Source organism: Pseudolabrys sp. Root1462 (genome assembly GCF_001426945.1).
Classification (GTDB): domain Bacteria; phylum Pseudomonadota; class Alphaproteobacteria; order Rhizobiales; family Xanthobacteraceae; genus Pseudolabrys.
Map to the genome: position 1 here is coordinate 1371616 of NZ_LMFS01000001.1, position 23889 is coordinate 1395504.

The window sequence follows — 23889 nt, forward strand, 5'->3', positions numbered from 1 at the left end:
CATGTCGAAAGCTAATGTCCGGACCGCGCGGCGGACGGCGTCGGTTCGGCGCAAGATCAAGCAGGTCGCCACCGGGCGCGCGCGCCTCTCGGTGTTCCGCTCGTCGAAGCATATGCACGTGCAGCTCATCGATGACGAGAAGGGCGTGACTGTCGCGTCCGCCTCGACTCTCGAAAAGGATGTGCGCGGCAACCTGAAGACCGGTGCCAATATCGAGGCAGCCAAGACGGTCGGCAAACTGATCGCCGAGCGCGCCAAGAAGCAGGGCATCAAGGACGTCGTGTTCGATCGCGGCGGCTACATCTATCACGGCCGCATCAAGGCCCTTGCTGAGGCTGCCCGCGAGGGCGGGCTCAACTTCTAAACGCATTCGTACAGACGAACGGATTTATTAGATGGCACAAGAACCCCGCAGAGATCGCGAGCGTGGCCACGGTCGTGAAGAGCGCGATAGCGAGTTCACCGACAAGCTGGTGCACATCAATCGCGTCGCCAAGGTCGTGAAGGGCGGCAAGCGCTTCGGTTTCGCGGCGCTCGTCGTCGTCGGCGACCAGAAGGGCCGCGTCGGCTTCGGTCACGGCAAGGCGCGCGAAGTGCCGGAAGCGATCCGCAAGGCGACCGAGGCCGCCAAGCGCTCGCTGACCCGCGTCGCGCTGCGCGAAGGTCGCACGCTGCATCATGACGTGTACGGCCGCCACGGCGCCGGCAAGGTCTACCTGCGCGCGGCGCCTCCGGGCACCGGCATCATCGCCGGCGGTCCGATGCGCGCCGTGTTCGAAACGCTCGGCATGCAGGACATCGTGGCGAAGTCGGTCGGTTCGTCGAACCCCTACAACGTGGTGCGCGCGACTTTCGATGCGCTCAAGCACCAGGACTCGCCGCGCTCCGTCGCCGGCCGCCGCAACCTCAAGGTCTCGGCCTTGCAGGCGCGTCGCCGCGAAGGCGCCGACGAAGTCGCGGCCGACTGATCAGGTAAGGAATTAGGCCATGGCTACCGCGAAGAAGACCGTCAAAGTGCAGCAGATCGCCAGCCCGCTGCGCTGCCATTTCGACCAGCGTCAGACCCTGATCGGGCTCGGCCTCAACAAGGTCGGCCGCGTCAAGGAGCTGCCGGACACGCCGCAAACGCACGGCATGATCCGCAAGCTGCCGCACCTAGTGCGGATCGTCGAAGAGACGAAGTAATTTCATTCGTCGTCGCGACAGGCGGCGAGGGACGATCGAAGGACTAGAACGATGAAACTCAACCAGATCGCCGATAATGCCGGCGCCCGCAAGAAGCGCATGCGCATCGGCCGCGGCATCGGCTCGGGCATGGGCAAGACCGGCGGACGCGGTGGCAAGGGCCAGACCGCGCGCTCGGGCGTGCGCATCAAGGGCTTCGAAGGCGGCCAGATGCCGCTGCATCGCCGCCTGCCGAAGCGCGGCTTCCGCAACACCGCGTTCCAGGCCAAGCTGAACGAGATCAGCATCGGCAAGCTGCAGGCCGCCATCGATGCCGGCAAGCTCGACGCCAAGTCGGCGATCGACGTCGACGCGATGGTCAAGGCCGGCCTGATGCGCCGCGCCAAGGCCGGCGTGAAGGTGCTCGGTAACGGCGAACTCAAGGCCAAGATCGAGCTGGCCGTCTACGGCGCCACCAAGTCGGCGGTCGAGGCGATCGAGAAGGCGGGCGGGTCGGTCAAGATCCTGAAGCCCGCCATCGCCGAGGATGACGGCGAACCGCGCGGCAAGAACAAGCGTCGCGCCGCCAAGGAAGCGAAGTAGAATAGAGGCTTGGCCTCGTCCGCCGGCGGCGGGCGGGGCCTTCGCCTGACTACCGGTTTCGCGGCCAGCGCCTATCTAAAGGTCACGGGCGGACCCAGGTTAAAAGACGCAGCGCTGCTCCTCCCTCATCCGGGGAGCGCGTGGAAGCGGCGGCAGGAGCGAGCGAATGGTTTCGGCAGCGGAACAACTGGCAGCCAATCTCAACTTCGGCGCGCTCGCCAAGGCCGACGAACTGAAGAAGCGTATCTGGTTCACCGTCGGCGCGCTGCTCGTCTACCGTCTCGGCACCTATATCCCGCTGCCCGGCATCGATCCGGCCGCCTGGGCGCAGCTGTTCAACAGCCAGTCGGGCGGCATTCTCGGCATGTTCAATATGTTCTCCGGTGGCGGTATCCACCGGATGGCGATCTTCGCCCTGAACATCATGCCGTACATCTCCGCCTCGATCATCGTGCAGCTGATGACGACGGTGTCGCCGCAGCTCGAAGCGCTGAAAAAGGAAGGCGAGGCCGGCCGCAAGGTCATGAACCAGTACACACGGTATCTCACCGTGATTCTGGCGGCGTTCCAGTCCTACGGCATCGCCGTCGGTCTGCAGGGCACCGGCAGCGTGGTCAGCCAGCCGGGCGTGTTCTTCCTGATCTCGACCACCCTGACGCTGACCGGCGGCACGATGTTCCTGATGTGGCTCGGCGAGCAGATCACCGCGCGCGGCATCGGCAACGGCATCTCGCTGATCATCCTGGCCGGCATCGTCGCGGAACTGCCGGCGGCCATCGCCAATACTCTCGAGCTCGGCCGTCAGGGCGCGATCTCGACCGGCCTCATTCTGGTGATCATCATCATGGCGGTCGTCGTGATCGCCTTCATCGTGTTCATGGAGCGCGCGCAGCGCCGCCTGCTGATCCAGTATCCGAAGCGCCAGGTCGGCAATCGCATGTTCGAGGGGCAGTCGTCGCATCTGCCGCTCAAGCTCAACACCTCGGGCGTCATCCCGCCGATCTTCGCCTCGTCGCTGCTGCTGCTGCCGACGACGGTCGCCAACTTCAATGCCGGCTCGGGCCCGGAATGGCTGACGACGGTAACGACGCTGCTCGGCCACGGCCGGCCGTTGTTTCTGGTGCTGTATCTCGCGCTGATCCTGTTCTTCTCGTTCTTCTACACGGCGGTCGTGTTCAACCCGACCGAGACCGCGGACAATCTGAAGAAGCACGGCGGCTTCATCCCCGGCATCCGCCCGGGCGAGCGCACCGCCGAGTACATCGACTATGTGCTGTCGCGCATCACGGTAGTCGGCGCGCTTTATCTCGCGATCGTCTGTCTGATACCGGAGATCCTGATCTCCTACGCCGCGGTGCCGTTCTATTTCGGCGGCACATCGCTGCTGATCGTCGTGTCGGTGACGATGGACACCGTGGCGCAGATCCAGGGCTATCTGCTGGCGCATCAATACGAAGGTCTGATCAAGAAATCGAAATTGCGGGGGCGCAATAGATGAGACTGATCTTGCTCGGCCCGCCGGGGGCGGGGAAGGGCACGCAGGCGCAGCGGCTGGTGGACAAGTACGGCATCGTGCAACTGTCGACCGGTGACATGCTGCGTGCGGCGGTCGCGGCCGGTACGCCGGTCGGCCTGAAAGCCAAAAGCATCATGGAAGCCGGGCAACTGGTGCCGGACGAGGTGGTTGTGGCGATCATCGCCGACCGCATCGATCAGCCCGACGCCCGCAAGGGTTTTGTGCTCGACGGGTTCCCGCGGACCGTTCCGCAGGCCGAGGCGCTCGACAAGCTGCTCGCCGAACGCGGTCTAAAACTCGACGCGGTGATCGAACTCAAGGTCGATGAGGGCATCCTCATCACGCGGATCGAGACCCGCGTCGCCGAGATGACGGCCCGGGGCGAGAAGGTCCGCTCGGACGATAATCCGGAAGTTCTGAAGGGCCGCCTGGCGGCCTACCGCACCCAGACCGCTCCGTTGGCGGGTTACTACGACGCCAAGGGCGCCCTGAAGGGGGTCGATGGCATGGCCCCGGTGGACGCGGTGACCGCGGCCATCGACGGTATCCTAAAACCTTCCGGTTCGACCGCTGCGGCGGCCGGGCAGGCGTCTAGCAGAGGTTGACGAAGCCCTCATGAATCCATTAATAGAGTGCGTATCCAAGAGTTTGGCGCGATACCGGTTCCCCGGAGGGCGGGGGACGGGTGTCGTCTTCCGTTTTGTCTAACCCCTTCTGGGGAAACAAGAATTCGCTGCCGCGAGGCGGCCGGCCGGTAACAGGAGAGAGCATCCGTGGCTCGTATCGCGGGCGTCAATTTGCCCACCAATAAGCGCGTCGTCATTGCGTTGCAGTACATTCATGGCGTCGGTCAGAAGATCGCCAAGGACATCGTCACCAAGCTGAACCTGCCGGCCGAGCGCCGGGTGTCGCAGCTGACCGATGCCGAGGTGCTTCAGATCCGCGAGCTCATCGACCAGGAATATTTGGTCGAGGGCGATCTGCGCCGCGAGACGGCGATGAACATCAAGCGCCTGATGGATCTGGGCTGCTATCGCGGCCTGCGTCACCGCAAGGGCCTGCCGGTCCGCGGTCAGCGCACGCACACCAACGCGCGCACGCGCAAAGGCCCGGCGAAGACCATCGCCGGCAAGAAGAAGACCGCCTAACCGATCTGAACGCGCCCGCGCCGCTTGACGGCTGGCGGGCTTTAACGGGCCGACAGGCCACAAAAGGACTGATTGACTATGGCGAAAGAAGCCACCGCCCGCGTCCGCCGGCGCGAACGCAAGAACATCGCGTCGGGCGTCGCTCACGTGAATGCGTCGTTCAATAACACCATGATCACCATCACCGACGCGCAGGGCAACGCGATTGCCTGGTCGTCGTCCGGCACCATGGGCTTCAAGGGCTCGCGCAAGTCGACGCCCTACGCCGCGCAGATGGCCGCGGAAGACGCCTCGAAGAAGGCGCAGGAACACGGCATGCGCACGCTCGAGGTCGAAGTGTCCGGTCCGGGTTCGGGTCGTGAGTCGGCGTTGCGCGCGTTGCAGGCTTCGGGCTTCACCATCACCTCGATCCGCGATGTGACGTCGATCCCGCACAATGGTTGCCGGCCGCGCAAGCGCCGTCGGGTGTAATTGATTTTGTAAGGCGGACGCTTGGGATTTCCCGCGTCCGCTTCCGCCGCTTATTTTCCCCCATACGGCGGGTGGGGTGCGCTGGGCAGGCCCAGCGACGCTCATCAACGAGCGACGCTCTAAACGGGTGAACACGTGATTCAGAAAAATTGGCAGGAATTGATCAGGCCGAACAAGCTCCAGGTGACCGCCGGCAGCGATCCGGCGCGCTTCGCTACGGTCGTTGCCGAGCCGCTCGAGCGCGGTTTCGGCGTGACGCTGGGCAACGCCCTGCGCCGCATTTTGCTGTCGTCGCTGCAAGGCGCGGCGGTCCAGTCCGTCCACATCGACGGCGTGCTGCATGAGTTCTCCTCGATCGCCGGCGTGCGCGAGGACGTCACCGACATGGTGCTCAACATCAAGGACATCGCCATCAAGATGCAGGGCGAAGGCCCCAAGCGCATGGTGGTGAAGAAGCAGGGTCCCGGCACCGTGACCGCCGGCGACATCCAGACCGTCGGCGACATCACCGTGCTCAACCCCGATCTGATCCTGTGCACCCTTGATGAGGGCGCCGAGATCCGCATGGAGTTCACGGTCAACACCGGCAAGGGCTATGTCGCCGCCGAGCGTAACCGTCCGGAAGACGCGCCGATCGGTCTGATCCCGGTCGACTCGCTGTATTCGCCGGTGCGCAAGGTTTCGTACAAGGTCGAGAACACCCGTGAGGGCCAGATCCTCGACTACGACAAGCTGACGATGACCATCGAGACCAACGGCGCGGTGACGCCCGAGGATTCGCTCGCTTACGCGGCGCGCATCCTGCAGGACCAGCTCAACGTGTTCGTGAACTTCGAGGAGCCCCGCAAGGAGCAGGCCGCGGAAACGATCCCGGACCTCGCCTTCAACCCGGCCTTCCTCAAGAAGGTCGACGAGCTCGAGCTGTCGGTGCGTTCGGCCAACTGTCTCAAGAACGACAACATCGTTTACATCGGCGACCTGGTTCAGAAGACCGAAGCCGAGATGCTGCGCACGCCGAACTTCGGCCGCAAGTCGCTCAACGAGATCAAGGAAGTGCTGGCGCAGATGGGCCTCCACCTCGGCATGGAAGTGCCGGGCTGGCCGCCGGAAAACATCGAAGAGCTCGCCAAGCGCTTCGAGGATCATTACTAGGAGTTTCCCGGACCGGGCGTCGCCCGGTCCGGCTTTTTGTGCCGCCTTCCGCGGCGTGCCGGAATAGTCCGGTGCAAACAGGATAGAGGCAGGGAGTTACGCGATGCGTCACGGTAAAGTTTATCGCAAGTTGGGAAGGCACTCTTCGCATCGCATGTCGATGCTGGCGAACATGGCCGCGTCCCTGATCAAGCACGAGCAGATCGTCACGACTCTGCCGAAGGCCAAGGAATTGCGCCCGATCGTCGAGAAGCTCATCACGCTCGGCAAGAAGGGCGATCTCGCCGCCCGCCGCCAGGCGATCTCCGAGCTGCGCGACATCGACATGGTCAAGAAGCTCTTCGACAAGCTGGCGCCGCGCTACAAGGACCGTCACGGCGGCTATACCCGCATCATGAAGGCCGGTTTCCGCTACGGCGACAACGCCGCGCAGGCCGTGATCGAGTTCGTCGATCGCGACGTCGATGCCAAGGGTCTCAACTCGGGTCCGGTGCAGGCGACACAGAACGAAGAAGCCAACGCCTCGGCGTAATGCGCGGCTTCGTGACATTGATATCGAGGGCGGCGCTTGGCGCCGCCCTTTTTATTTGGAGCGCCGCGCCCGGCATGGCCGATACCAAAACCGACCAGGCGTTGATCGCGGCGGCCAGCCGGGGCGACGCCATTGCGGTCCAGCAGCTGCTGGGTGAGGGCGCCAGCGTCGACGCGAGGGACGGAGAAGGCCGCACGGCGCTGCTCGCGGCAACCCATGCCGCTCCCGGCGTCGGCACCGAAGCTGCGCGGTTGCTGATCGCGGCGGGAGCCGACGTCAACGCCAAGGACCGGATCGAGGACAGTCCCTACCTCTACGCGGCCGCCGAAGGTCGTAACGATATCCTGCGGCTGACGCTCGACCATGGCGCCGACCTCAAGAGCACCAATCGCTATGGCGGCACCGGCCTGATCCCGGCCGCCCATCATGGCCACCTCGAAACCGTGCGCATGTTGCTCGGCACGGCGATCGACAAGGATCACGTCAACAAGCTCGGCTGGACGGCGCTGCTCGAGGCGATCGTGCTGGGTGACGGCGGGCCCGTTCACACTGAGATTGTCCGTGAATTGGTGCGGGCCGGTGCAACTGTAACCATCGCCGACCGCGATGGCGTGACGCCGCTCGCCCATGCGCGCCGCCGCGGCTATGCGGCCATCGTCGCGATCCTCGAAAGCGCCGGGGCGCGGTGAGGGGGCCGGGGTCGCCCGGTGTTTAAAAAGCTTCGCCTGTGATGGCAGTCACATCGGCAACCCGGTATTGTGATATCCGACGCGCACGCAAAGAAGGCGTTGATTCACTCCCGGGGGACTTTTCGATGATCACATCCAAGTCGCGGCGCGCATTCGGCGCGGCCGCCGTGTTTGTTTTATCGGCGCTGGCCACATCGGCCGCGCAGGCGCAGCCGAACGGCGATCTGGTCGCGCGCGGCGGCTACCTCGTCAACACCATCATGACCTGCCAGAACTGCCACACGCCGATGGGGCCGAACGGCCCCGACTTCTCGAAGGCTTTCTCCGGCGGTCTGTCGTGGGATGAGCCGCCGTTCAAGGTGACGGCGGCGAACATCACCCAGGACAAGGAGACGGGCATCGGCTCGTGGACTGATGCGCAGATCAAGCATCTGCTGCGCACCGGCCAGCGGCCGAACGGCGTGCACATCGCCGCGGTGATGCCGACGGGCTTTTACAAGATCGTGACCGAACGCGACATGGACTCCATCGTCGCCTATCTGCGCACGATCAAGCCGATCAGCAACAAGGTGCCGGATCCGGTTTATAAATTCCCGGCGCCGCCGCAGACCCCGCCGGGCGCAGAGAAGCCCTTCACCGAAGACATGCTCAAGGACAAGGTGAAGAACGGCTTCTATCTCGCCACGATCGGCCATTGTTTCGAATGCCACACGCCGATGGGGCCGAAGGGGCACAACTGGGCGACCTACGGCATGGGCGGCTTCGAATTCCCCGGGCCGTGGGGCAAGTCGGTGTCGCGCAACATCACTTCGAGCAAGGCCAAGGGCCTCGGCGACTGGACCGACGCGCAGATCAAGACCGCGATCACCAAAGGTATTGCCAAGGACGGCGAGAAGCTCAAGCCGCCGATGGGCTATCCGTACTACGATCACATGAAAGGCGAGGATATCGACGCCGTGATCGCCTACCTGCGCACGGTGCCGGCGAAGGAATAGCCTCTGTTATTCCGGGGCGCCGCCTATCAGCGCGTTTACGCGCGTCATCAACGCGCGATCGCGCCGCCCGGCATCCGCCGTGAGTCCATCGAGGTCGGATGAGTTGTTTATTCACAGCGGTGCCTGCTAGATTCGACGAAATCTAAAGAAAATCAGGCAACACAGGCACTTAGGTGGTGCTCATTGGAATAAACAACCGGCAGATGGATGGTTGTGAATAACATCAAAAACAACTGATTCCGGAATTGCTAATTCCCTAGCGCAGTCCGAAGCTCCACAAGGCTGCAACTAGGGGGGGGAATTATGTATCGAGGGGTCGCTGTTCTTGTTGTGTCTTTGCTCTTGAGCGCATGCGGTCACGGGCCGACACTGTCTCTATCCGACACAGTTGGCGGGAGACTCTTGGTCCCGCCGCGAGCCGGGATAAAGGTGGGTTCGCTGTACTATGCGCGGGAAGAGCCGACCAGAAGTCTGGAGCGGCCCGCAAATCTTATTCGCCTATGCGACGCGAGTTTGGCGCCTTATGGCATCGCGCCGAACGGCCCTAATCCTTCGGCGGACATTGATCTGTTGCGAAAATTCGAACTGTCAGGTTCACTCGAAGGAATCAAGAATGACTTCTTTAGCCTCGGTCTATCCGGCTCCTTAAGCGACTATTTTGGATTCACGCTCACGAACGCTACCTACACGGACATCTCTGAATCTCAGGCAAATACGATATTCAACAGTCGCGCCTTCAAAAGTGACTGCAAGGAGTGGCGCGGCAATGTCCAAGGACAAAATTGGGGCGTCTATCAAGTTCAGACTATCTACGAAGGCACGTTAAAATTCGAAAGGAAGCCGATTAACTTTAGTCTTGATGCGAACGCAAGCGCCAAGATCGCTTCATTTGAGCCGAAACTTAAGCTCGCGCTGAAGAGGGAAGCGAACACTCAGTTGTCCGGCAAAGGGCTAGTGGCAGTGTTTGTCCCGATTTATAGGAATCAGGATTGAGGCGAGAATATGAGGCGAATAAGAAGGCGTGAGTAACCTCACGCCTTCTTCGCGGAGTCAGCAGTGCGGTTGAGCCTTTCTTCGGCAAACTGAGCCTGACAGGTGCATTCGACGATTCATCAGATTTCTTATCAGTTTCCCCGCACCAGCTTCCTGATCTTCTCTGCGTCCTTCGGCGTCGCCGGGCTGTAGATCACCAGGCCAAGATCGGGCCGTCCGGCGACGGCGAAGGACGAGAACTCCAGCCCGACGCTGCCGCCGCGCGGCAATTGCATCTGCTTGGTGCCTTCGCCGAAATCCCGCACGTCGTTCTCGCGCCACATCGCCGCGAAGTCCGGGCTTTGCGCGCTGAGCTCCGACACCAGCATCCTGACCTGATCGGAAGCGCCGAGGCGTGCCGCGTCGGCGCGGAAGGCGGCGACGACGAAGCGGGCAACATCCTCCCAGCTCGATTGTCGGGCGCGGCTCTGCGGATCGCCGAAGATGATGCGCAGGATGTTGCGCTTGCCGGGCGGTAGCTTGCTGTAATCGGTCAGCACAGCCGCCGCCGCCTTGTTCCAGGCGATGACATCCCAGGTTGGGGTCTTGACGATGGCCGGATTGAGCTCAAGCGCATCGAGCACTTTTTGCAGGCGGGGCGAAACGCCGTCGCTGGTCTGATACTGCACCTCCGGCGGCCGGCCGAGGCCGAGCAGGAACAGATGCTCGCGCTCGACCTGCGTCAGCATCAGGGCGCCGGCGATGCGGTCCAGCACGTCGGCCGATGGCGCGCCGCCGCGGCCTTGCTCGAGCCAGGTGTACCAGGTGGCACTGACATGGGCGCGCTGCGCAACTTCCTCGCGGCGCAGGCCCGGCGTGCGCCGGCGCGTCAGCGGCAGGCCGAACGCCGCCGGATCGAGGCGGGCACGACGGTACTTCAGGTAGTTTCCCAGCCGGTTGTCGGCGTCCGCGATCGTCATCCTGTTAGCCGTTATACCCGTATAAAGTCACGTATTTACCCGGATATTGATACGCCCATATTGCGCTCCGGACAATCTGGAGAGCTTCCCATGCGTGTTTTCGTTACCGGCGCCACTGGCTTCGTCGGCGCCGCCGTCGTCAAAGATCTGATTGGGGCGGGCCATTCGGTGCTGGGTCTGGCGCGCTCGGACAAGGGCGCTGCCGAGCTCAAGGCCATGGGCGCCGATTTCCATCAGGGCTCGCTGGAGGATATCGACAGCCTCAAAGCCGGTGCCAAGGCGGCGGATGCGGTGATACACACCGCGTTCAACCACGACTTCAGCCGCTTCGTGCAAAGCTGCGAGGATGACCGCCGTATCGTCGAAGCACTGGGCGATGCGCTGGCCAGCACGGCCAAGACCTTGATCGTCACCTCGGGCGTCGGCGTGGTGGATGGATTCGCCACCGAAGACAGCGAGCCGGGCCAGCACGCGCGCGCCGCCTCCGAACACGCGGCGGCCGCCGTCGCATCGCGCGGCGTGCGCACGATGATCGTGCGCCTGCCGCAGGTGCATGGCGATGGCGATCATGCCTTCGTGCCGCTCACCATCAATCTCGCGCGCGAGAAGGGGCAGGCGGTTTATATCGGTGACGGCGCCAATCGCTGGGCGGCGGTGCATCGCTTCGATGCGGCGCGTGTCTATCGGCTGGCGCTAGAGAAGGGCACGTCGTTCCGCTATCACGCCGTGGCCGAAGAGGGCGTGCCGTTCCGCGATATCGCCGAAATCACCGGCCGCCGACTGAGCATTCCCGTTGTCAGCAAGACCAAGGACGAAGCTGCGGCGCATTTCGGCTGGTTCATTCACTTCGCGGCCGCCGACATGGCAGCTTCGAGCGCCAAAACGCGGGCGGAGCTCGGCTGGAATCCGGCAGGGCCGAAGCTCCTGCCGGATATGGATCGCCCGATCTACTTCCAGCAGTAGGCAAAAAATCACCAGCCGGGCAGGCATCGCGCATGATGCCCGTCGCGGCCGGTGAGCCTCATTGCGAATTACCAACCCTTCAGCACGATCTTGCCGATGGTGGTGGCGCTTTCGATCTGGGCGTGCGCCTTGATCAGGTTGGCGGCGTTGATCGGCGAGATTTCCTGCGCCGCCGTGGTGACGAGCAGGCCGCCGTCGATCATCGCCGACACCTCGTTGAGCAGCTTGTGCTGGCCGATCATGTCCGGCGTCTGGAAGACGGCGCGCGTGAACATCAGTTCCCAGTGTACCGAGGCCGACTTGCGCTTGAAGGGTGTGACCTCGAGCGGGCCCGGATCGTCGATCAGACAGAGCTTGCCGAAGGGCGCGATGATGTCGGGCATCTGCGGCACGCTCTTGGCCGAGCCGGAGACGCCGGCAATCAGCGCGACCTCCGGGTGGCCGATGGCCTTGAGCTGATCCGCCAGCGGCTTGGAATGGTCGATGACGTGATCGGCGCCGAGCTTGAGGCACCAGTCGCGCGTCTCCGGGCGCGAGGCGGTGGCGATGATGGTCAGCGCCGTGAGCTTACGGGCGAGCTGGATCAGGATCGAGCCGACGCCGCCGGCGCCGCCGACGACCAGGAGCGCGCGGCCGTCCGGGGTCTTGCCCGGCACGACGCCGAAGCGGTCAAACAGCATTTCCCAGGCGGTGATACTGGTCAGCGGCAGCGCCGCGGCCTGCGCGAAGGCCAGCGATTTTGGCTTCCTGCCGACGATCCGCTCATCGACCAGGTGGAATTCACTGTTGGTGCCGGGCCGGGCGATCGAGCCTGCGTAAAACACCTCGTCGCCGGCCTTGAACAGCGTGACGTCGGCGCCGACGGCCTCGACGACGCCGGCGGCGTCATAGCCAAGGACCTTGGGCAGTTCGCCGGGCCCGGGCTGGCCGCGCATGCGCACCTTGGTGTCGACCGGGTTCACCGAGATCGCCTTGACGGCGACCAGCAGGTCGCGCGGGCCGGGTGTCGGCTTGTCCGCGGTAAAATCGATCAGGCAATTCGGATCAGTGACGGGCAGGGACTTCTGGTAACCGACGGCTTTCATGGGATGCTCCGGGCGGGGTCCTGATACCTACCCCATGGGCCATCCCGCGGCGCCGCGCAAGATACGGGACAAGGCAGTCCGCAACGGGTTTTTGCCCGCAAAATCGGCCTATTTCCCGCCGATATCTTCATTCGGGGCGCGGGGCGGCCTATATCGGGGGAGGTCCCCCCGCCGGAGAGATTCGTCCATGAAGTCGTGCTTGCCCGTCCGTGCTTTCCTGACGCTTTGCCTGGGTGCCTTGGCGCTGGCTGCGGCCCAGCCGGCCGCCGCCCAGCTGCAGACGCCGGACCGTCGCGTGCCGTCGGCTAACGATCTGCGGCTGTCTTATGCGCCCGTCGTCAAGCACGTCGCGCCGGCGGTCGTGAACGTCTATGCCGCGCGGGTGGTGCGGAACCGAAATCCCTTCTTCGACGATCCGGTGTTTCGCCGCTTCTTCGGCGTGCCGGATGGCGCCGGCGGCAGCCAGATCCAGCGCGCCCTCGGCTCCGGCGTCATTGTGGATCCCTCGGGCCTGATCGTCACCAATGTGCACGTCATCGAAGGCGCCGACGAGATCAAGGTCGCGCTGCCCGACAAGCGCGAGTTCGAAGCGACTGTCGTGCTCAAGGATCAGCGCACTGACCTTGCCGTGCTGCGCATCAAGCACGACAACGATCGCTTTCCTTTCCTCGAACTCGGCAATTCCGACGCGCTCGAGGTCGGCGACGTCGTGCTTGCCGTCGGCAATCCATTCGGCGTCGGCCAGACCGTGACGCATGGCATCGTCTCGGCCTTGGCGCGCACCGATGTCGGGTCCAGCAACTACCAGTTCTTCATCCAGACCGACGCCGCGATCAATCCCGGCAACTCGGGCGGTGCGCTGGTCGATCTCGACGGCAAGCTGATTGGCATCAACAACATGATCCTGTCGCGCTCGGGCGGCTCGCAGGGTATCGGCTTTGCCATCCCATCCAACATGGTGCGCGTCGTCGTCGCTTCCGCGAAGAGCGGTGGCAGTGCCGTGCGCCGGCCGTGGCTCGGCGCGACCTTGCAGACGGTGACGCCGGACATCGCCGACAGCATGAGCCTCAAGCGTCCGTCGGGCGCGCTGATATCCAGTATCATGCGCGATGGCCCGGCCGCGCGCGCCGGCCTGAAAGTCGGTGATGTCATCGTTTCGATCGACGGCCAGGAGGTCGATGACAGCAACACCTTCGACTATCGCTTCGCGACGAAGCCCCTCGGCGGCAGCGCCAAGCTCGGCGTCATCCGCGCCGGTCGCGACATGGTCTCGAATATCGCGCTGGAAACCGCGCCGGATTCGCCGCGCGATGAAATCACCATCCAGTCGCGCTCGCCGCTGTCGGGGGCGAAGGTGGCGAATTTGTCGCCGGCGCTGGCCGACGAACTGCAGCTGAAGAACATCGATCAGGGCGTCGTCATCCTCGAAACCGATAACGGCTCCTATGCCAGCAATCTCGGCTTCCAGCGCGGCGACGTAATCGAGGAGGTCAACGGCACGCATATCGCCAAGACGCGTGACCTGGAAAGCGCCACGAAGACGCCGAACCGCGCCTGGCGCATCGTCATCGTCCGCCGCGGCCAGAAGATCTCCGCGATGTTCGGAGGCTAGGCATGGCGGTGCGCGGCAAACAGAGCGGACCGTCGCTATTCGCCGCCGCCGGCCTCGACAAAGATACGCCGCGGCCGCTGGCTGACCGCTTGCGCCCGCAAAAGCTCGATGAGGTCGTGGGGCAGGATCACCTGCTCGGACCGGACGGCGTGCTCACGCGCATGCTGGGGACACGCTCGCTCGGTTCGCTGATCTTCTGGGGCCCGCCGGGCACCGGCAAGACCACCGTGGCGCGGCTTCTGGCGCAGGCGACCGATCTGCATTTCGAGCAGATCTCGGCGATCTTCACCGGCGTTGCCGACCTGAAGAAGGTGTTCGAGGAAGCGCGCCGCCGCCGCGAACTGGGGCAGGGCACGCTGCTGTTCGTCGACGAGGTGCACCGCTTCAATCGCGCCCAGCAGGACTCGTTCCTGCCGGTGATGGAGGACGGCACTATCGTTCTGGTCGGTGCCACGACCGAGAACCCGTCCTTCGAACTCAATGCCGCTCTTCTGTCGCGCGCGCGCGTGCTGGTATTCAAGTCGCTCGGACCGGAGGCGGTCGAGAGGCTGCTGGCGCGCGCCGAGGAAATCGAAGGCAAGCCGCTGCCGCTCGACGAGAACGCGCGGCTGATGCTGGCCGGCATGGCCGACGGCGATGGCCGCGCTTCGCTTACCTTGGCGGAAGAAGTCTGGCGCGCCGCGCGGCCGGGCGAGGTGTTCGACGGCATGAAGCTGCAGGAGATCGTGCAGCGCCGCGCCCCGATCTACGACAAGTCGCAAGATGGCCATTACAATCTGATCTCGGCGCTACATAAATCGGTGCGCGGTTCCGATCCCGATGCGGCGCTTTATTATCTCGCCCGGATGCTGGACGCCGGCGAGCCGCCGCTCTACATCGCGCGCCGCGTCGTGCGCATGGCGATCGAGGATATCGGCCTCGCCGATCCGCAGGCGATGATCATCGCCAATGCGGCCAAGGATGCGTTCGATTTTCTCGGCAGTCCGGAGGGTGACCTGGCGATTGCGCAGGCGGTGATCTATTGCGCCACCGCGCCGAAATCGAATGCCGGCTACAAAGCCTACTGCGCCGCCAAGGCTGTCGCCAAGAGCGCCGGTTCTCTGGTGCCCCCGAAGCACATCCTCAACGCCCCGACCAACCTGATGAAGGACGAGGGTTACGGCCGCGGCTATGCCTACGATCACGATGCCGAGGACGCCTTTTCGGGACAGAACTACTTTCCCGATGCGCTGCCGCGCCAGCAGTTCTACAACCCGCCGGAGCGCGGATTCGAGCGCGAGATCAAGAAGCGACTGGACTATTGGGCGAAGCTGCGCAGGGACAGAGGCGGGGAATGAGGTTTCTCAGGGGGCTTGCGACCGTGGTGCTGTTGGTGGCGGCGGCCCCAGCGATTGCGGGCGAAGCCGTCACCGGCCGCTGGGGCGACGATACCTCCTGCCGAGCGCTATTCTTTTCGGCCGATGCCCCGCTGACGGTGACGGATTACGCCGTTCGCTGGCAGGCCGACTCCTGCCGGATCGGACGGATGTACAAGACCGGCGATACCGTGCACATCCAGGCGCTGTGCTGGGATCTGGCCGGCGAGCGCTCGGTGCCGGTGTCGCTGCGGCCGCATGGCGGCCGGATTGCGGTGACCTGGGATCGCGCGCGCCGCGCCGATGTCCGTGAGGAATTGATGAGCGCGCCTGCGATCGACCTCGACGCTTATTTCAAGCGCGTCGGCTATGACGGGCCGCGCGATAGTTCGCTCGCGACCTTGCGCCGGCTGCACGAACTGCATCCGCAATCGATCCCGTTTGAAAACCTCGACCCGCTGCTCGGCCGCCCGGTCAAGCTCGATCTCGGCAGGCTGCAGGCCAAGCTCGTCGCCGGCGGTCGTGGCGGTTATTGCTTCGAGCATAACACGCTCATGGCCGCGGTGCTGCGGGCGCTCGGCTACACCGTCAAGGAAGCGACGGGGCGCGTGCGCTGGGGCGTGCCGGAAGGCGTGCGGATGCCGCGCACGCACTGCCTGCTTCTCGTCGAGGCAGAGGGCGGACGCTATCTCACCGATGTCGGCTTCGGCGGCAATGTTCTCACCGGCCCGCTGAAGCTCGCATCGCGCGACGCGCAAGCGACGCCGCATGAGGAGTTTCGTCTGGTCGATGAGGACAACGGCATTGTCGCCCAGGAAGCCCTGATCGGCGACCAATGGATGCAAACCTACGCTTTCGATTTTACCGAGGCGCATCCCGCGGATTTCGAGCTCGGTAACTGGTACACGTCGGCCCATCCGAACTCGATCTTCGTCAACGGCTTGCTCGGCGCGCGCGTCGAGCGCGGCCGGCGTTATGGTTTGCGCGATAATCAACTCGCGGTCCACACATTGGGCGGCGCGACGGAAAAGACGACGTTGAAGAGCGCCGGCGAACTGCGTGATGCGCTCACCGATCTGTTCAAACTGAGGCTCGAGGGCCTCACCGGGCTCGATGACAAACTTGCCCGCCTTGCGGAGAAAACGTCATGAAGCGCGGCGGCAAAAGCGGACCCCGGCAACCGGGTGGCGGCAAGCAGACGGCAGGCTCGCGGAAAAAACGCAGCCCGCCCGGCAGAGGCGGCCGCCAGGACCGCTTCGGCGGACGCAACGACAAGCCACGTCTCGCCGAAGAGCGCGGGCCACGCAGCGACCGTCCGCGCGGCAAGCCCGTCCGATCGGCGCGGGTCGAGGATCGGCCGCGCCCGTCATTGCGCGACACGCGCGAGACGATGCCGGCCAAGCCGGTGCCCACCATCTCGCCCGCGCTGGCCGCGGCCACCAAGGTTCAGACCGTCACGGTGACGGCGGATGAAAACGGCATGCGGGTCGATCGCTTCTTCGAAGCGCGATTCCCCGGATTGTCGTTCAGCCACATCCAGCGCATCGTCCGCAAGGGTGAGGTTCGCGTCGACGGCAAGCGCGTCGAAACCAAGTCGCGACTCGAAGCGGGTCAGACGGTACGCATTCCGCCGCTGCAACTGGCGGCGCCGCGCGTGCGCGAAGACTCGCCGCAGGTTCTGAAGGATCGCGAATATTTGCGGTCGATCACCTTGGCCGAGGACGACGATGTGCTCGTCCTCAACAAGCCGATGGGGCTGGCGGTGCAGGGCGGTTCCGGTACGACGCGTCATGTCGACGGATTGCTGGAAGCCTTGCGCGGCCCGGGCGTTGACGCACAGCGGCCGCGTCTGGTGCATCGTCTCGACAAGGATACCGCCGGCTGTCTGCTGGTCGCCAAGACGCGCTTTGCCGCCGCAGCTCTGGCCAAGACCTTCCGCACCCGTTCGGCGCGCAAGATCTATTGGGCGCTGGTTGCTGGCGTGCCGAAACCGAAACAGGGCCGCATTTCCACCTATCTCGCCAAGCAGGAGATGGAGGAAGATTCATTCATGCGGGTCGCCAAGCATGGCGAAAAGGATGCCGTGCACGCCGTCACGTATTACGCCGTGGTGGAGACCTCCGCGCAGAAACTCGCCTGGGTGTCTCTGAAACCGGTGACCGGCCGGACCCACCAGCTTCGCGCGCACATGGCGCATATCGGCCATCCCATTGTCGGCGATCCGAAATATTTCAACATCGAGAACTGGGAATTCCCCGGCGGGCTCCAGAACAAACTGCACCTGCTTGCGCGGCGCATTGTCGTCCCGCATCCGCGCGGCGGCACGATCGACGTTTCGGCGCCGCTGCCGCCACACATGGAGCAGTCCTGGAATCTGCTTGGCCTCGACCCCGACCGGTTCGATCCGATCGTCGATGCCCCGGACGAGGATTAACACGAAGCGGTGAGGCATCTTCCGAAAAGGCCGGCGCGTCCTTACGTTGCCATCATGCGCCGCCAGATAATCACCATGGTTTTGTTGTTGTCGGGACTGCTTGCCGCGGCGCCGGTGGTGCATGCGCAATCGTTGGACAATCCCTACAACATTCTGAAGCCCGAACCCGGTGCGGCGCCACATCACAGGCCGCAGCCCAGGCCCGAACCGTGGCTGCCGCCGAAATATCAGTCGCCCCGCGACGCCCGGCTGTATCGCTCGCCGCCGGCCGTGGTTCCGCCGGCGCCGGGGGCCGATGTGCCGCCGGCTATTGTCGTTCCGGAGACCGGCCGCGTCTTGCCGAATATTCCGACGCTGTCGCCGTCTGGTCCCAACGGGATCGAGACTGGCCAGGATCGCGCGGTTCGCTGCGCCAACCAGCTCGGCACCTATGGCGCCCAGGCCGGCAACCCGTCGGCTTATCTCGGCTCTTGCGTCACGCAGTAGCGCGTCTAGATCTCATCCTTGACCTGCGCATAGGACAGCACGGCGAACAGCGCGGTGCCGCCGACCATGTTGCCCGCCAGCACCGGCAGCATGAACTTGACGATGGCCTGCCACCACGCCCAGTCGCCGGCGATGACCAGCATGTAGGCTTCGAGCGAACCTGCGACGATGTGCGTGAAGCCGCCGGCGGCGATCAGATAAGTCATCAGCGTAATGACCGCGAATTTGCTGCTCTCGGCGCTCGGAAGCATCCACACCATCGAGGCGATGAGAAAGCCCGAGGCGATGCCGGCAAAAAACATGCGCGTCATGCCGAGCTCGAGCAGCGCGCGGCTGACCGTCACCATGCCGTGCATCAATTCGGAGGACAGCACCGGCGTCAGGCTGAAAAACAGCGCGGCGACCAGGGTGCCCACGAGATTGGCGGCAAGCACGATCGCCCACAGCCGCGCCATGCGCCAGAGCGTTACTCTATTGAGGTCCTTCAGGACCGGCAGGACGGCTGTGATTGTGCTCTCGGTGAACAATTGCTGCCGCGCCAGGATCACGACGAGGAAGCCGACGCTGTAGCCGAGATGCGTCACCAGCGGCTTCCACGGCGCGTCGGGCAGATGCGTTTCAAGGATCGCCTCGGCGACAACGGAGAGGCTGATCGACAATCCGGCAGCGACACCCGACCACCACAGCGAGGTCGCTGGCCGCTCCATTTCCTCATCGCCGAGGCGGCGCACCACTTCGTAAATCACAGGCGAGCGCGGCGTCGATAATTCCTCGACGTCGCGGACTTCGCTCTCGCTGATGCCGCGGCCGTGCTTCGAGGCCGGAGATGTCCGCTTCGCCATGTTCGTGGTCCGCCGGTGGGGAGAAGTTCCGCTGACAACGCGCCCTCCAAGCCGGAGTTCCTCCCCGGAACGCATCATCGCCGCTTGACAGGCAACCAAATGGTTGCATATTGTCATCATGGATCTGGTGTTCAAAGCCCTGGCCGATGCGAGCCGGCGAGACCTTCTCGACCGGCTGCGTGCCGACAACGGCCAGACGCTGAACCAGCTCTGCGCCGGCGTGCCCGGCATGACCCGACAGGCGGTGAGCAAGCATCTCGCCCTCCTGGAGGAGGCGAACCTGATCGCGACCGTAAAGCGCGGCCGCGAGAAGCTGCACTATCTCAATCCGGTGCCGATCCACGAGATCGCGGAGCGCTGGATCGGCAAGTTCGAACGCTCGCGCCTTGACGCGTTGAGCGAGTTGAAGAAGGCGTTGGAGAGTGGCGATGAGTAAACCGACATTTGTCTACGTGACCTACATCCGCACCACACCGGAAAAGCTGTGGGCGGCGCTGACCGATCCGGTAACGGTCGAGAAATTCTGGCTCGGCGTCAGGGTCGAATCCGATTTCAGGACCGGCTCGCCGTGGATGCTCAAATTCACCGACGGTCGCACCGCCGATACCGGCGAGATCCTCGAAGCCGTGCCGGCGAAGCGGCTGGTCATTCATTGGCGCAACGAGTTCAAGCCGGAGCTGAAAGCCGCCGGCTTCACTCGCTGCACCATGGAGATCGAGCTTGCCGACTACTATCCCGACTTCGGCGGCCGGGCGGTCAAGCTCACCATCACGCACGAAGCCGAAACGGCGCAGGGCGCGCCGATGATCGAAGCCGTGTCCGGCGGCTGGCCCAAGGTTATCGCCAATCTCAAGTCGCTTCTCGAGACCGGCGATATTGCGTTTTCCGGGAAGGTGTCAGCATGAACGCAACTGCAAATTCGAAGCCGAGCTTCGTCTACGTCACCTATATTGCCACCAGTCCCGAGAAAATCTGGCAGGCGCTCACCAAACCGGACATCAGCGAAAAATACTGGTTCGGGTACCGCGTGCAGGCTGATGGCGGAAAGGGCGGCCGCATGACGGCGCACAATCCCGCCGGCAAGCTCGCCCATGACGATCCGATCATCGAAAGCGATCCGCCGAAGAAGCTGGCCTATGCCTGGAAGCCGCTATACCGCGACATGACGGACGAACGCGCGTCGCGAGTGACTTTCACGCTCGAACCGTTCAAGGGGCAAACCAAACTGACCATCGTCCATGACGAGTTCGACGAGGGCTCCAAGCTGTTCGAGATGATCTCGGCCGGCTGGCCGGCGGTGCTGTCGTCGCTGAAGAGCTTCCTGGAGACCGGGAAGGGCCTCGATCCGTCCTGGAACGAGGAGGCGCAGAAGCGCGCCGCTGCCGAGGCCTGACGATGGTGGACGTCGCCAGGTTCAAGCCGAAGACGGTCTACGTGATCTACATCGCCGCCACGCCCGAGAAGGTGTGGCAGGCACTGGTGGATGCGGAATTCTCACGCCAGTACTTCTTCGGTTTTGCCGTCAAGGTCGAGCCGCGCACGGGCGGCGCCTTCCGCATCCTTTATCCGGACGGCGGCGTTCATGGCAGCGGCGAGGTGCTCGACTGGTCGCCGCCGCGCCGGCTGTCCTGCACCTGGCTGATCGAGGGCATGCCGCCCTTCGACCAGATGCCGGAATGCATCGTCACTTATGACATCGAACCGGCGGGCAAGGCGGTGCGGCTGACCATGACCGAATCCCATTCCTGGGACGTGCCGGACGCCATCCTGGCCGGCGGCCGGTCGGGCTGGCCGGCGGTGCTGTCCAACCTCAAGTCGCTACTTGAGACCGGAAACACGCTGACGTTGGACCAGCAGGGGCCGCCGCCAGGCATGATCGAAGCGGTCAACAAGGCTGTGGCCGAAAAGCCGTGGCTTGCGGAATAGATTACCTCCGGAAGGGTTGATTGCTGAACGCCCCCTGAGCGTTGCTAGGAGTTTGTCAACGGCTCACTCCTATACCGTGCGGACAAGGGGGACCGGCCGGGGATTCATGGACGCGTCAGCAAGCACCAGAATCGACGATATCGCTGCCGCCATGGCGGCGGCACAACCGGTTGCCGTGACGCGATGGACCGCGCGGCTGGCCGATCCGGAGCATGAGCGCACCTTTCGGCTGCAGCGATTTCCCGACGATCGTCGGCGTCTCTTCATCGTGATGTCGCTGGCCTCGGCCACCGGCGCGCTGATCTTTCTCGGCCGGCTTTACGCCCATGTCTTCCAGGGCCAGGCCACGGAGTGGCTCTATCCGCCGCTGGTCTCGTTCCTCCTGCCGCTGATTTCGATGGCCATCTTTTTCCGGATGCGCACGCCGGAGAAGCTGGAAATCACCGTGCTCTGCGTCTGCACCTGCGGGATCACTATTCGCCTGCTGATGCTGACGTTTCAGCCCGGCACGCTGGCAATGTGGTTGCCGCTGATGGTGACCATCATCTTCATCATCTATCTTTATCTGCCGGTGCGCTTCGTGCTGGCGGTGGCGCTGGCGACCATATTTTCCATCGTGGCGCCGGTCTGGTGGGGACTTCTGGCGCAAACGGCGGTGCCAGGCGTTGAAATCTATCGCGGCGTCCTGTGGATGCTGCTCGCCAACGCGCTTGGCCTGACCGCGGCCAATGCCTTGCATCGCAGCCAGCGCTCGGAATTCGCGCAGAAGCTGGTGCTGCAGCAACTCCTGTCCACCGACGCGATGACCGGTATCGCCAACCGCCGCCGCTTCGACGAGACGCTGGCGCGCGAATGGCGCCGCTGTCAGCGCAATTCCGTGCCGCTGTCGCTGCTGATGATCGATGTCGATCACTTCAAGGCCTACAACGATCACTGCGGCCATCCGCAGGGCGATGCCTGCCTGCGCGAAGTCGCGCATCTGCTGACGGATACGGTTCGCCGTCCCGGCGATCTTGTCGCGCGTTATGGCGGCGAGGAATTCGTCTGTCTGCTCGCCGACGTCGGCTCGGCCGGCGCTCTGGCCGTCGCCGAAAAGATCGCCGCCGCGCTCAAGGATGCGTGGATCGATCATCCGCGTTCGCCGGCGGGACCGCGGCTTACGCTGAGTATCGGCATCGCCACCGCCAGACAGCCGTCGGGGGCCCCTGAAGGCCTCGTCGCCTATGCTGACGAATTGCTTTACGCGGCGAAAGCGGCAGGACGAAATCAGATCAAGGTCGGTCAGCTGCCGACCAAGCCGGCGATCGCCCGCGCCGCGTGAGCGGTCGCCGCGCCACGGCCTGCTCGAACAATTCAGAAATCGGGTCGGCGGATCCTGCCGGAGTCGTTAGTTACCGCGCAGCTTTAACGCATGCCGGAGTAACCAATGACCCAACAGGGCACTCGCATCATCATCCGCAACCCATTCGGCACCGCCGATGTTCCGGCGCCGGACGGAAGCGACGTGACTGCATTCGCGGCGACGGCGACGCTTGCGGGCGGGGCCGATGACGTCAACGCATCGGCGTGGGCTGCAGAACTTCACTCCGACCCGCTCGAAGGCGCGTGGTCCAGCCGCTGGAACGGTGGCGCCGATCCGACCATAGCCGGCGATGCACCCGAGAAATGGAAGCAGGGCAGGGCCGAAGTTCGCGTGAACGGCGACCGGCTCTATTTGCGTTTCGACTGGGATGGCGGCCGCCGCCATGGCCTGATCGAGGCCGTATGTGAAGACGGCGGCCGGCTCGTTGGCAAATACATCAACCTGACCGATCCCGGCATTCAGCGGCCATGGGTCGGTCGCATCGTCGACCTGACGCGCATCGACGGCTGCTTCCCGCACGGCCGGCTGGATTTCCGCCGCTAATAGGCGCTTGCCTGGTCGAGGGCGGCGATGTCCGCGCGCGACAGGTCGAGCTTCGCCGCGCCGAGGATGTCGTTGAGCTGGTCGAGGCTGGTTGCCGACGCGATCGGCGCGGAAATGCCCGGCCGCGCCATCAGCCAGGCGAGGGCGACTTGAGCCGGCGTCGCGGACTTCGCCTTGGCGACTTCGTCGAGCGCCTTGAGCACGGCGACACCACGCGCGTCGAAATAGTTTTTCACTTTGCCGCCGCGCGTCGGGCTCTTCTCGGCATCCGCCTTTGTTTTGTACTTGCCGGTGAGAAAGCCGGCCGCGAGCGCATAGTAGGGAATGACGCCGAGCTTCTCCGCCGCCACGATCGGCGCGTAGTCGCGTTCGTAGCCGGCGCGGTCGTAGAGATTGTAGTTCGGCTGCAAGGTCTCGTAACGCGGCTGACCCTGGCGGCTCGCCTCGAGCGAAGCCTTCAGCCGCGCCGGCGTCAGGTTCGAGGCGCCGATGGCGCGCACCTTGCCGGCCTTGATGAGCTGTCCATAGGCTTCGAGCGTTTCCTCGACCGGCGTCACCTCGTCGTCGAAATGGCTCTGGTAGAGATCGATGGTCTCGACCTGCAGGCGCTTGAGCGACGCATCCGCGGATTGGAGGATGTAGTCCTTCTTCAGGCACTTGCCTTGGCCCATGTCGGAGCCGACCTTGGTCGCGATCACCATCTTGCCGCGCTTGCCGGATTTCTTCATCCAGTTGCCGATCACGGTTTCGGACTCGCCGCCGGTATGGCCGGGCACCCAGCGCGAATAGCTGTCCGCCGTGTCGATGGCGTTGAAGCCGGCGTCGGCGAAAGCATCGAGCAGGCGGAACGACGTCGCCTCATCCGTGCTCCAGCCGAACACGTTGCCGCCGAGCATCAGCGGCGCGATGGACAGGCCGGATTGGCCGAGGGGGCGATGTTGCATGGAGAGACCTTCTTCCGCCTCATCCTGAGGAGGCCGCAAAGCGGCCGTCTCGAAAGATGGGGCGGCCACATGGTTCGAGACGCCCGCTTGCGCGGGCTCCTCACCATGAGGCCG

The 23889-nt window shown here is 64.2% G+C and carries 29 protein-coding genes; 25 read left to right on the forward strand and 4 right to left on the reverse strand.

The features are described from left to right. Position 1: 1 nt before the first annotated feature. From rplR to ASD45_RS06665, 13 genes are all read left to right on the forward strand, one after another. Positions 2-364: a 50S ribosomal protein L18 gene (rplR, locus tag ASD45_RS06605; RefSeq protein WP_056910756.1), complete on the forward strand. Its 363-nt coding sequence runs from the start codon at positions 2-4 to the stop codon at positions 362-364. Positions 365-395: 31 nt separating this feature from the next. Then, positions 396-968, forward strand: coding sequence for a 30S ribosomal protein S5 (gene rpsE / locus ASD45_RS06610; RefSeq protein WP_056910757.1), 573 nt, complete (start codon positions 396-398; stop codon positions 966-968). A 19-nt stretch (positions 969-987) separates the two neighbouring features. Beyond that, positions 988-1185, forward strand: a complete 198-nt coding sequence (rpmD, locus tag ASD45_RS06615; protein ID WP_056910758.1) for a 50S ribosomal protein L30 — start codon at positions 988-990, stop codon at positions 1183-1185. Between the two features lie 51 nt (positions 1186-1236). Next, positions 1237-1767, forward strand: coding sequence for a 50S ribosomal protein L15 (rplO, locus tag ASD45_RS06620; protein WP_056910759.1), 531 nt, complete (start codon positions 1237-1239; stop codon positions 1765-1767). A 166-nt stretch (positions 1768-1933) separates the two neighbouring features. Next, complete coding sequence (gene secY / locus ASD45_RS06625; RefSeq protein WP_056910760.1) at positions 1934-3265, forward strand: preprotein translocase subunit SecY; 1332 nt, start codon at positions 1934-1936, stop codon at positions 3263-3265. Next, positions 3262-3888 carry an adenylate kinase gene (locus tag ASD45_RS06630; RefSeq protein WP_056910761.1) on the forward strand — a complete coding sequence of 209 codons (627 nt, stop codon included), beginning with the start codon at positions 3262-3264 and terminating at the stop codon, positions 3886-3888. The genes secY and ASD45_RS06630 overlap by 4 nt, the downstream gene beginning before the upstream one ends. 168 nt (positions 3889-4056) lie before the next feature. Beyond that, on the forward strand, positions 4057-4431 hold the full coding sequence (gene rpsM, locus ASD45_RS06635) for a 30S ribosomal protein S13 (protein ID WP_056910762.1): 375 nt from the start codon (positions 4057-4059) through the stop codon (positions 4429-4431). A gap of 78 nt (positions 4432-4509) precedes the next feature. Further along, entirely contained in the window at positions 4510-4902 is a 393-nt protein-coding gene (gene rpsK, locus ASD45_RS06640) for a 30S ribosomal protein S11 (protein ID WP_056910763.1), read from the forward strand. Positions 4903-5037: 135 nt separating this feature from the next. After that, the gene (locus tag ASD45_RS06645) at positions 5038-6054 is read left to right on the forward strand and encodes a DNA-directed RNA polymerase subunit alpha (RefSeq protein ID WP_056910764.1); all 1017 of its coding nucleotides are present in this window, start codon (positions 5038-5040) and stop codon (positions 6052-6054) included. A 103-nt stretch (positions 6055-6157) separates the two neighbouring features. After that, on the forward strand, positions 6158-6586 hold the full coding sequence (rplQ, locus tag ASD45_RS06650) for a 50S ribosomal protein L17 (RefSeq protein ID WP_056910765.1): 429 nt from the start codon (positions 6158-6160) through the stop codon (positions 6584-6586). A gap of 74 nt (positions 6587-6660) precedes the next feature. After that, positions 6661-7275, forward strand: a complete 615-nt coding sequence (locus tag ASD45_RS06655) for an ankyrin repeat domain-containing protein (RefSeq protein WP_056912631.1) — start codon at positions 6661-6663, stop codon at positions 7273-7275. Positions 7276-7400: 125 nt separating this feature from the next. Then, on the forward strand, positions 7401-8270 hold the full coding sequence (locus ASD45_RS06660) for a c-type cytochrome (protein WP_056910766.1): 870 nt from the start codon (positions 7401-7403) through the stop codon (positions 8268-8270). A gap of 429 nt (positions 8271-8699) precedes the next feature. Then, positions 8700-9263 (forward strand): hypothetical protein, encoded by a 564-nt coding sequence (locus tag ASD45_RS06665; RefSeq protein WP_156380736.1) that lies wholly within the window; start codon positions 8700-8702, stop codon positions 9261-9263. A gap of 131 nt (positions 9264-9394) precedes the next feature. Here ASD45_RS06665 and ASD45_RS06670 read toward each other — a convergent pair whose 3' ends face one another. Beyond that, positions 9395-10222 (reverse strand): helix-turn-helix transcriptional regulator, encoded by an 828-nt coding sequence (locus tag ASD45_RS06670; RefSeq protein ID WP_056910768.1) that lies wholly within the window; start codon positions 10220-10222, stop codon positions 9395-9397. 90 nt (positions 10223-10312) lie between these two features. Between ASD45_RS06670 and ASD45_RS06675 the strand changes: the two genes are divergently transcribed. Next, positions 10313-11185 carry an SDR family oxidoreductase gene (locus tag ASD45_RS06675; RefSeq protein WP_056910769.1) on the forward strand — a complete coding sequence of 291 codons (873 nt, stop codon included), beginning with the start codon at positions 10313-10315 and terminating at the stop codon, positions 11183-11185. Between the two features lie 68 nt (positions 11186-11253). Here the strand turns inward: ASD45_RS06675 and ASD45_RS06680 are convergent, their stop codons facing one another. Continuing rightward, a complete protein-coding gene (locus ASD45_RS06680; RefSeq protein WP_056910770.1) occupies positions 11254-12270 on the reverse strand; it encodes a zinc-binding alcohol dehydrogenase family protein in 1017 nt (338 codons plus the stop codon). 229 nt (positions 12271-12499) lie between these two features. Between ASD45_RS06680 and ASD45_RS06685 the strand changes: the two genes are divergently transcribed. Genes ASD45_RS06685 through ASD45_RS06705 form a run of 5 tightly spaced genes read left to right on the forward strand, consistent with a single transcriptional unit; the run spans position 12500 to position 18157 of the window. Next, entirely contained in the window at positions 12500-13882 is a 1383-nt protein-coding gene (locus tag ASD45_RS06685) for a DegQ family serine endoprotease (protein ID WP_244485435.1), read from the forward strand. A 2-nt stretch (positions 13883-13884) separates the two neighbouring features. Next, complete coding sequence (locus ASD45_RS06690) at positions 13885-15219, forward strand: replication-associated recombination protein A (protein WP_056910772.1); 1335 nt, start codon at positions 13885-13887, stop codon at positions 15217-15219. Next, positions 15216-16388: an arylamine N-acetyltransferase gene (locus ASD45_RS06695; protein ID WP_200949649.1), complete on the forward strand. Its 1173-nt coding sequence runs from the start codon at positions 15216-15218 to the stop codon at positions 16386-16388. Before ASD45_RS06690 ends, ASD45_RS06695 begins: the two co-directional genes overlap by 4 nt. Beyond that, positions 16385-17671, forward strand: coding sequence for an RluA family pseudouridine synthase (locus ASD45_RS06700; RefSeq protein ID WP_056910773.1), 1287 nt, complete (start codon positions 16385-16387; stop codon positions 17669-17671). Before ASD45_RS06695 ends, ASD45_RS06700 begins: the two co-directional genes overlap by 4 nt. 54 nt (positions 17672-17725) lie before the next feature. Then, positions 17726-18157, forward strand: coding sequence for a hypothetical protein (locus ASD45_RS06705; protein ID WP_056910774.1), 432 nt, complete (start codon positions 17726-17728; stop codon positions 18155-18157). Positions 18158-18162: 5 nt separating this feature from the next. On the opposite strand, the gene ASD45_RS06710 is transcribed toward ASD45_RS06705, so the two are convergent. Then, entirely contained in the window at positions 18163-18999 is an 837-nt protein-coding gene (locus tag ASD45_RS06710) for a formate/nitrite transporter family protein (RefSeq protein ID WP_056910775.1), read from the reverse strand. 118 nt (positions 19000-19117) lie between these two features. Between ASD45_RS06710 and ASD45_RS06715 the strand changes: the two genes are divergently transcribed. From ASD45_RS06715 to ASD45_RS06740, 6 genes are all read left to right on the forward strand, one after another. Then, positions 19118-19435, forward strand: a complete 318-nt coding sequence (locus ASD45_RS06715; protein ID WP_056910776.1) for a helix-turn-helix domain-containing protein — start codon at positions 19118-19120, stop codon at positions 19433-19435. Next, positions 19428-19904 carry an SRPBCC family protein gene (locus tag ASD45_RS06720; RefSeq protein ID WP_056910777.1) on the forward strand — a complete coding sequence of 159 codons (477 nt, stop codon included), beginning with the start codon at positions 19428-19430 and terminating at the stop codon, positions 19902-19904. Before ASD45_RS06715 ends, ASD45_RS06720 begins: the two co-directional genes overlap by 8 nt. Continuing rightward, positions 19901-20392, forward strand: coding sequence for an SRPBCC family protein (locus ASD45_RS06725; RefSeq protein WP_056910778.1), 492 nt, complete (start codon positions 19901-19903; stop codon positions 20390-20392). Before ASD45_RS06720 ends, ASD45_RS06725 begins: the two co-directional genes overlap by 4 nt. Before the next feature lie 5 nt (positions 20393-20397). Beyond that, positions 20398-20925: an SRPBCC family protein gene (locus ASD45_RS06730; protein WP_056912633.1), complete on the forward strand. Its 528-nt coding sequence runs from the start codon at positions 20398-20400 to the stop codon at positions 20923-20925. A gap of 106 nt (positions 20926-21031) precedes the next feature. Next, complete coding sequence (locus tag ASD45_RS06735; protein ID WP_056910779.1) at positions 21032-22246, forward strand: GGDEF domain-containing protein; 1215 nt, start codon at positions 21032-21034, stop codon at positions 22244-22246. 105 nt (positions 22247-22351) lie between these two features. After that, positions 22352-22831, forward strand: a complete 480-nt coding sequence (locus ASD45_RS06740; RefSeq protein ID WP_056910780.1) for a hypothetical protein — start codon at positions 22352-22354, stop codon at positions 22829-22831. On the opposite strand, the gene ASD45_RS06745 is transcribed toward ASD45_RS06740, so the two are convergent. Then, on the reverse strand, positions 22828-23775 hold the full coding sequence (locus ASD45_RS06745; protein ID WP_056910781.1) for an aldo/keto reductase: 948 nt from the start codon (positions 23773-23775) through the stop codon (positions 22828-22830). The genes ASD45_RS06740 and ASD45_RS06745 overlap by 4 nt on opposite strands. Positions 23776-23889: the final 114 nt, after the last annotated feature.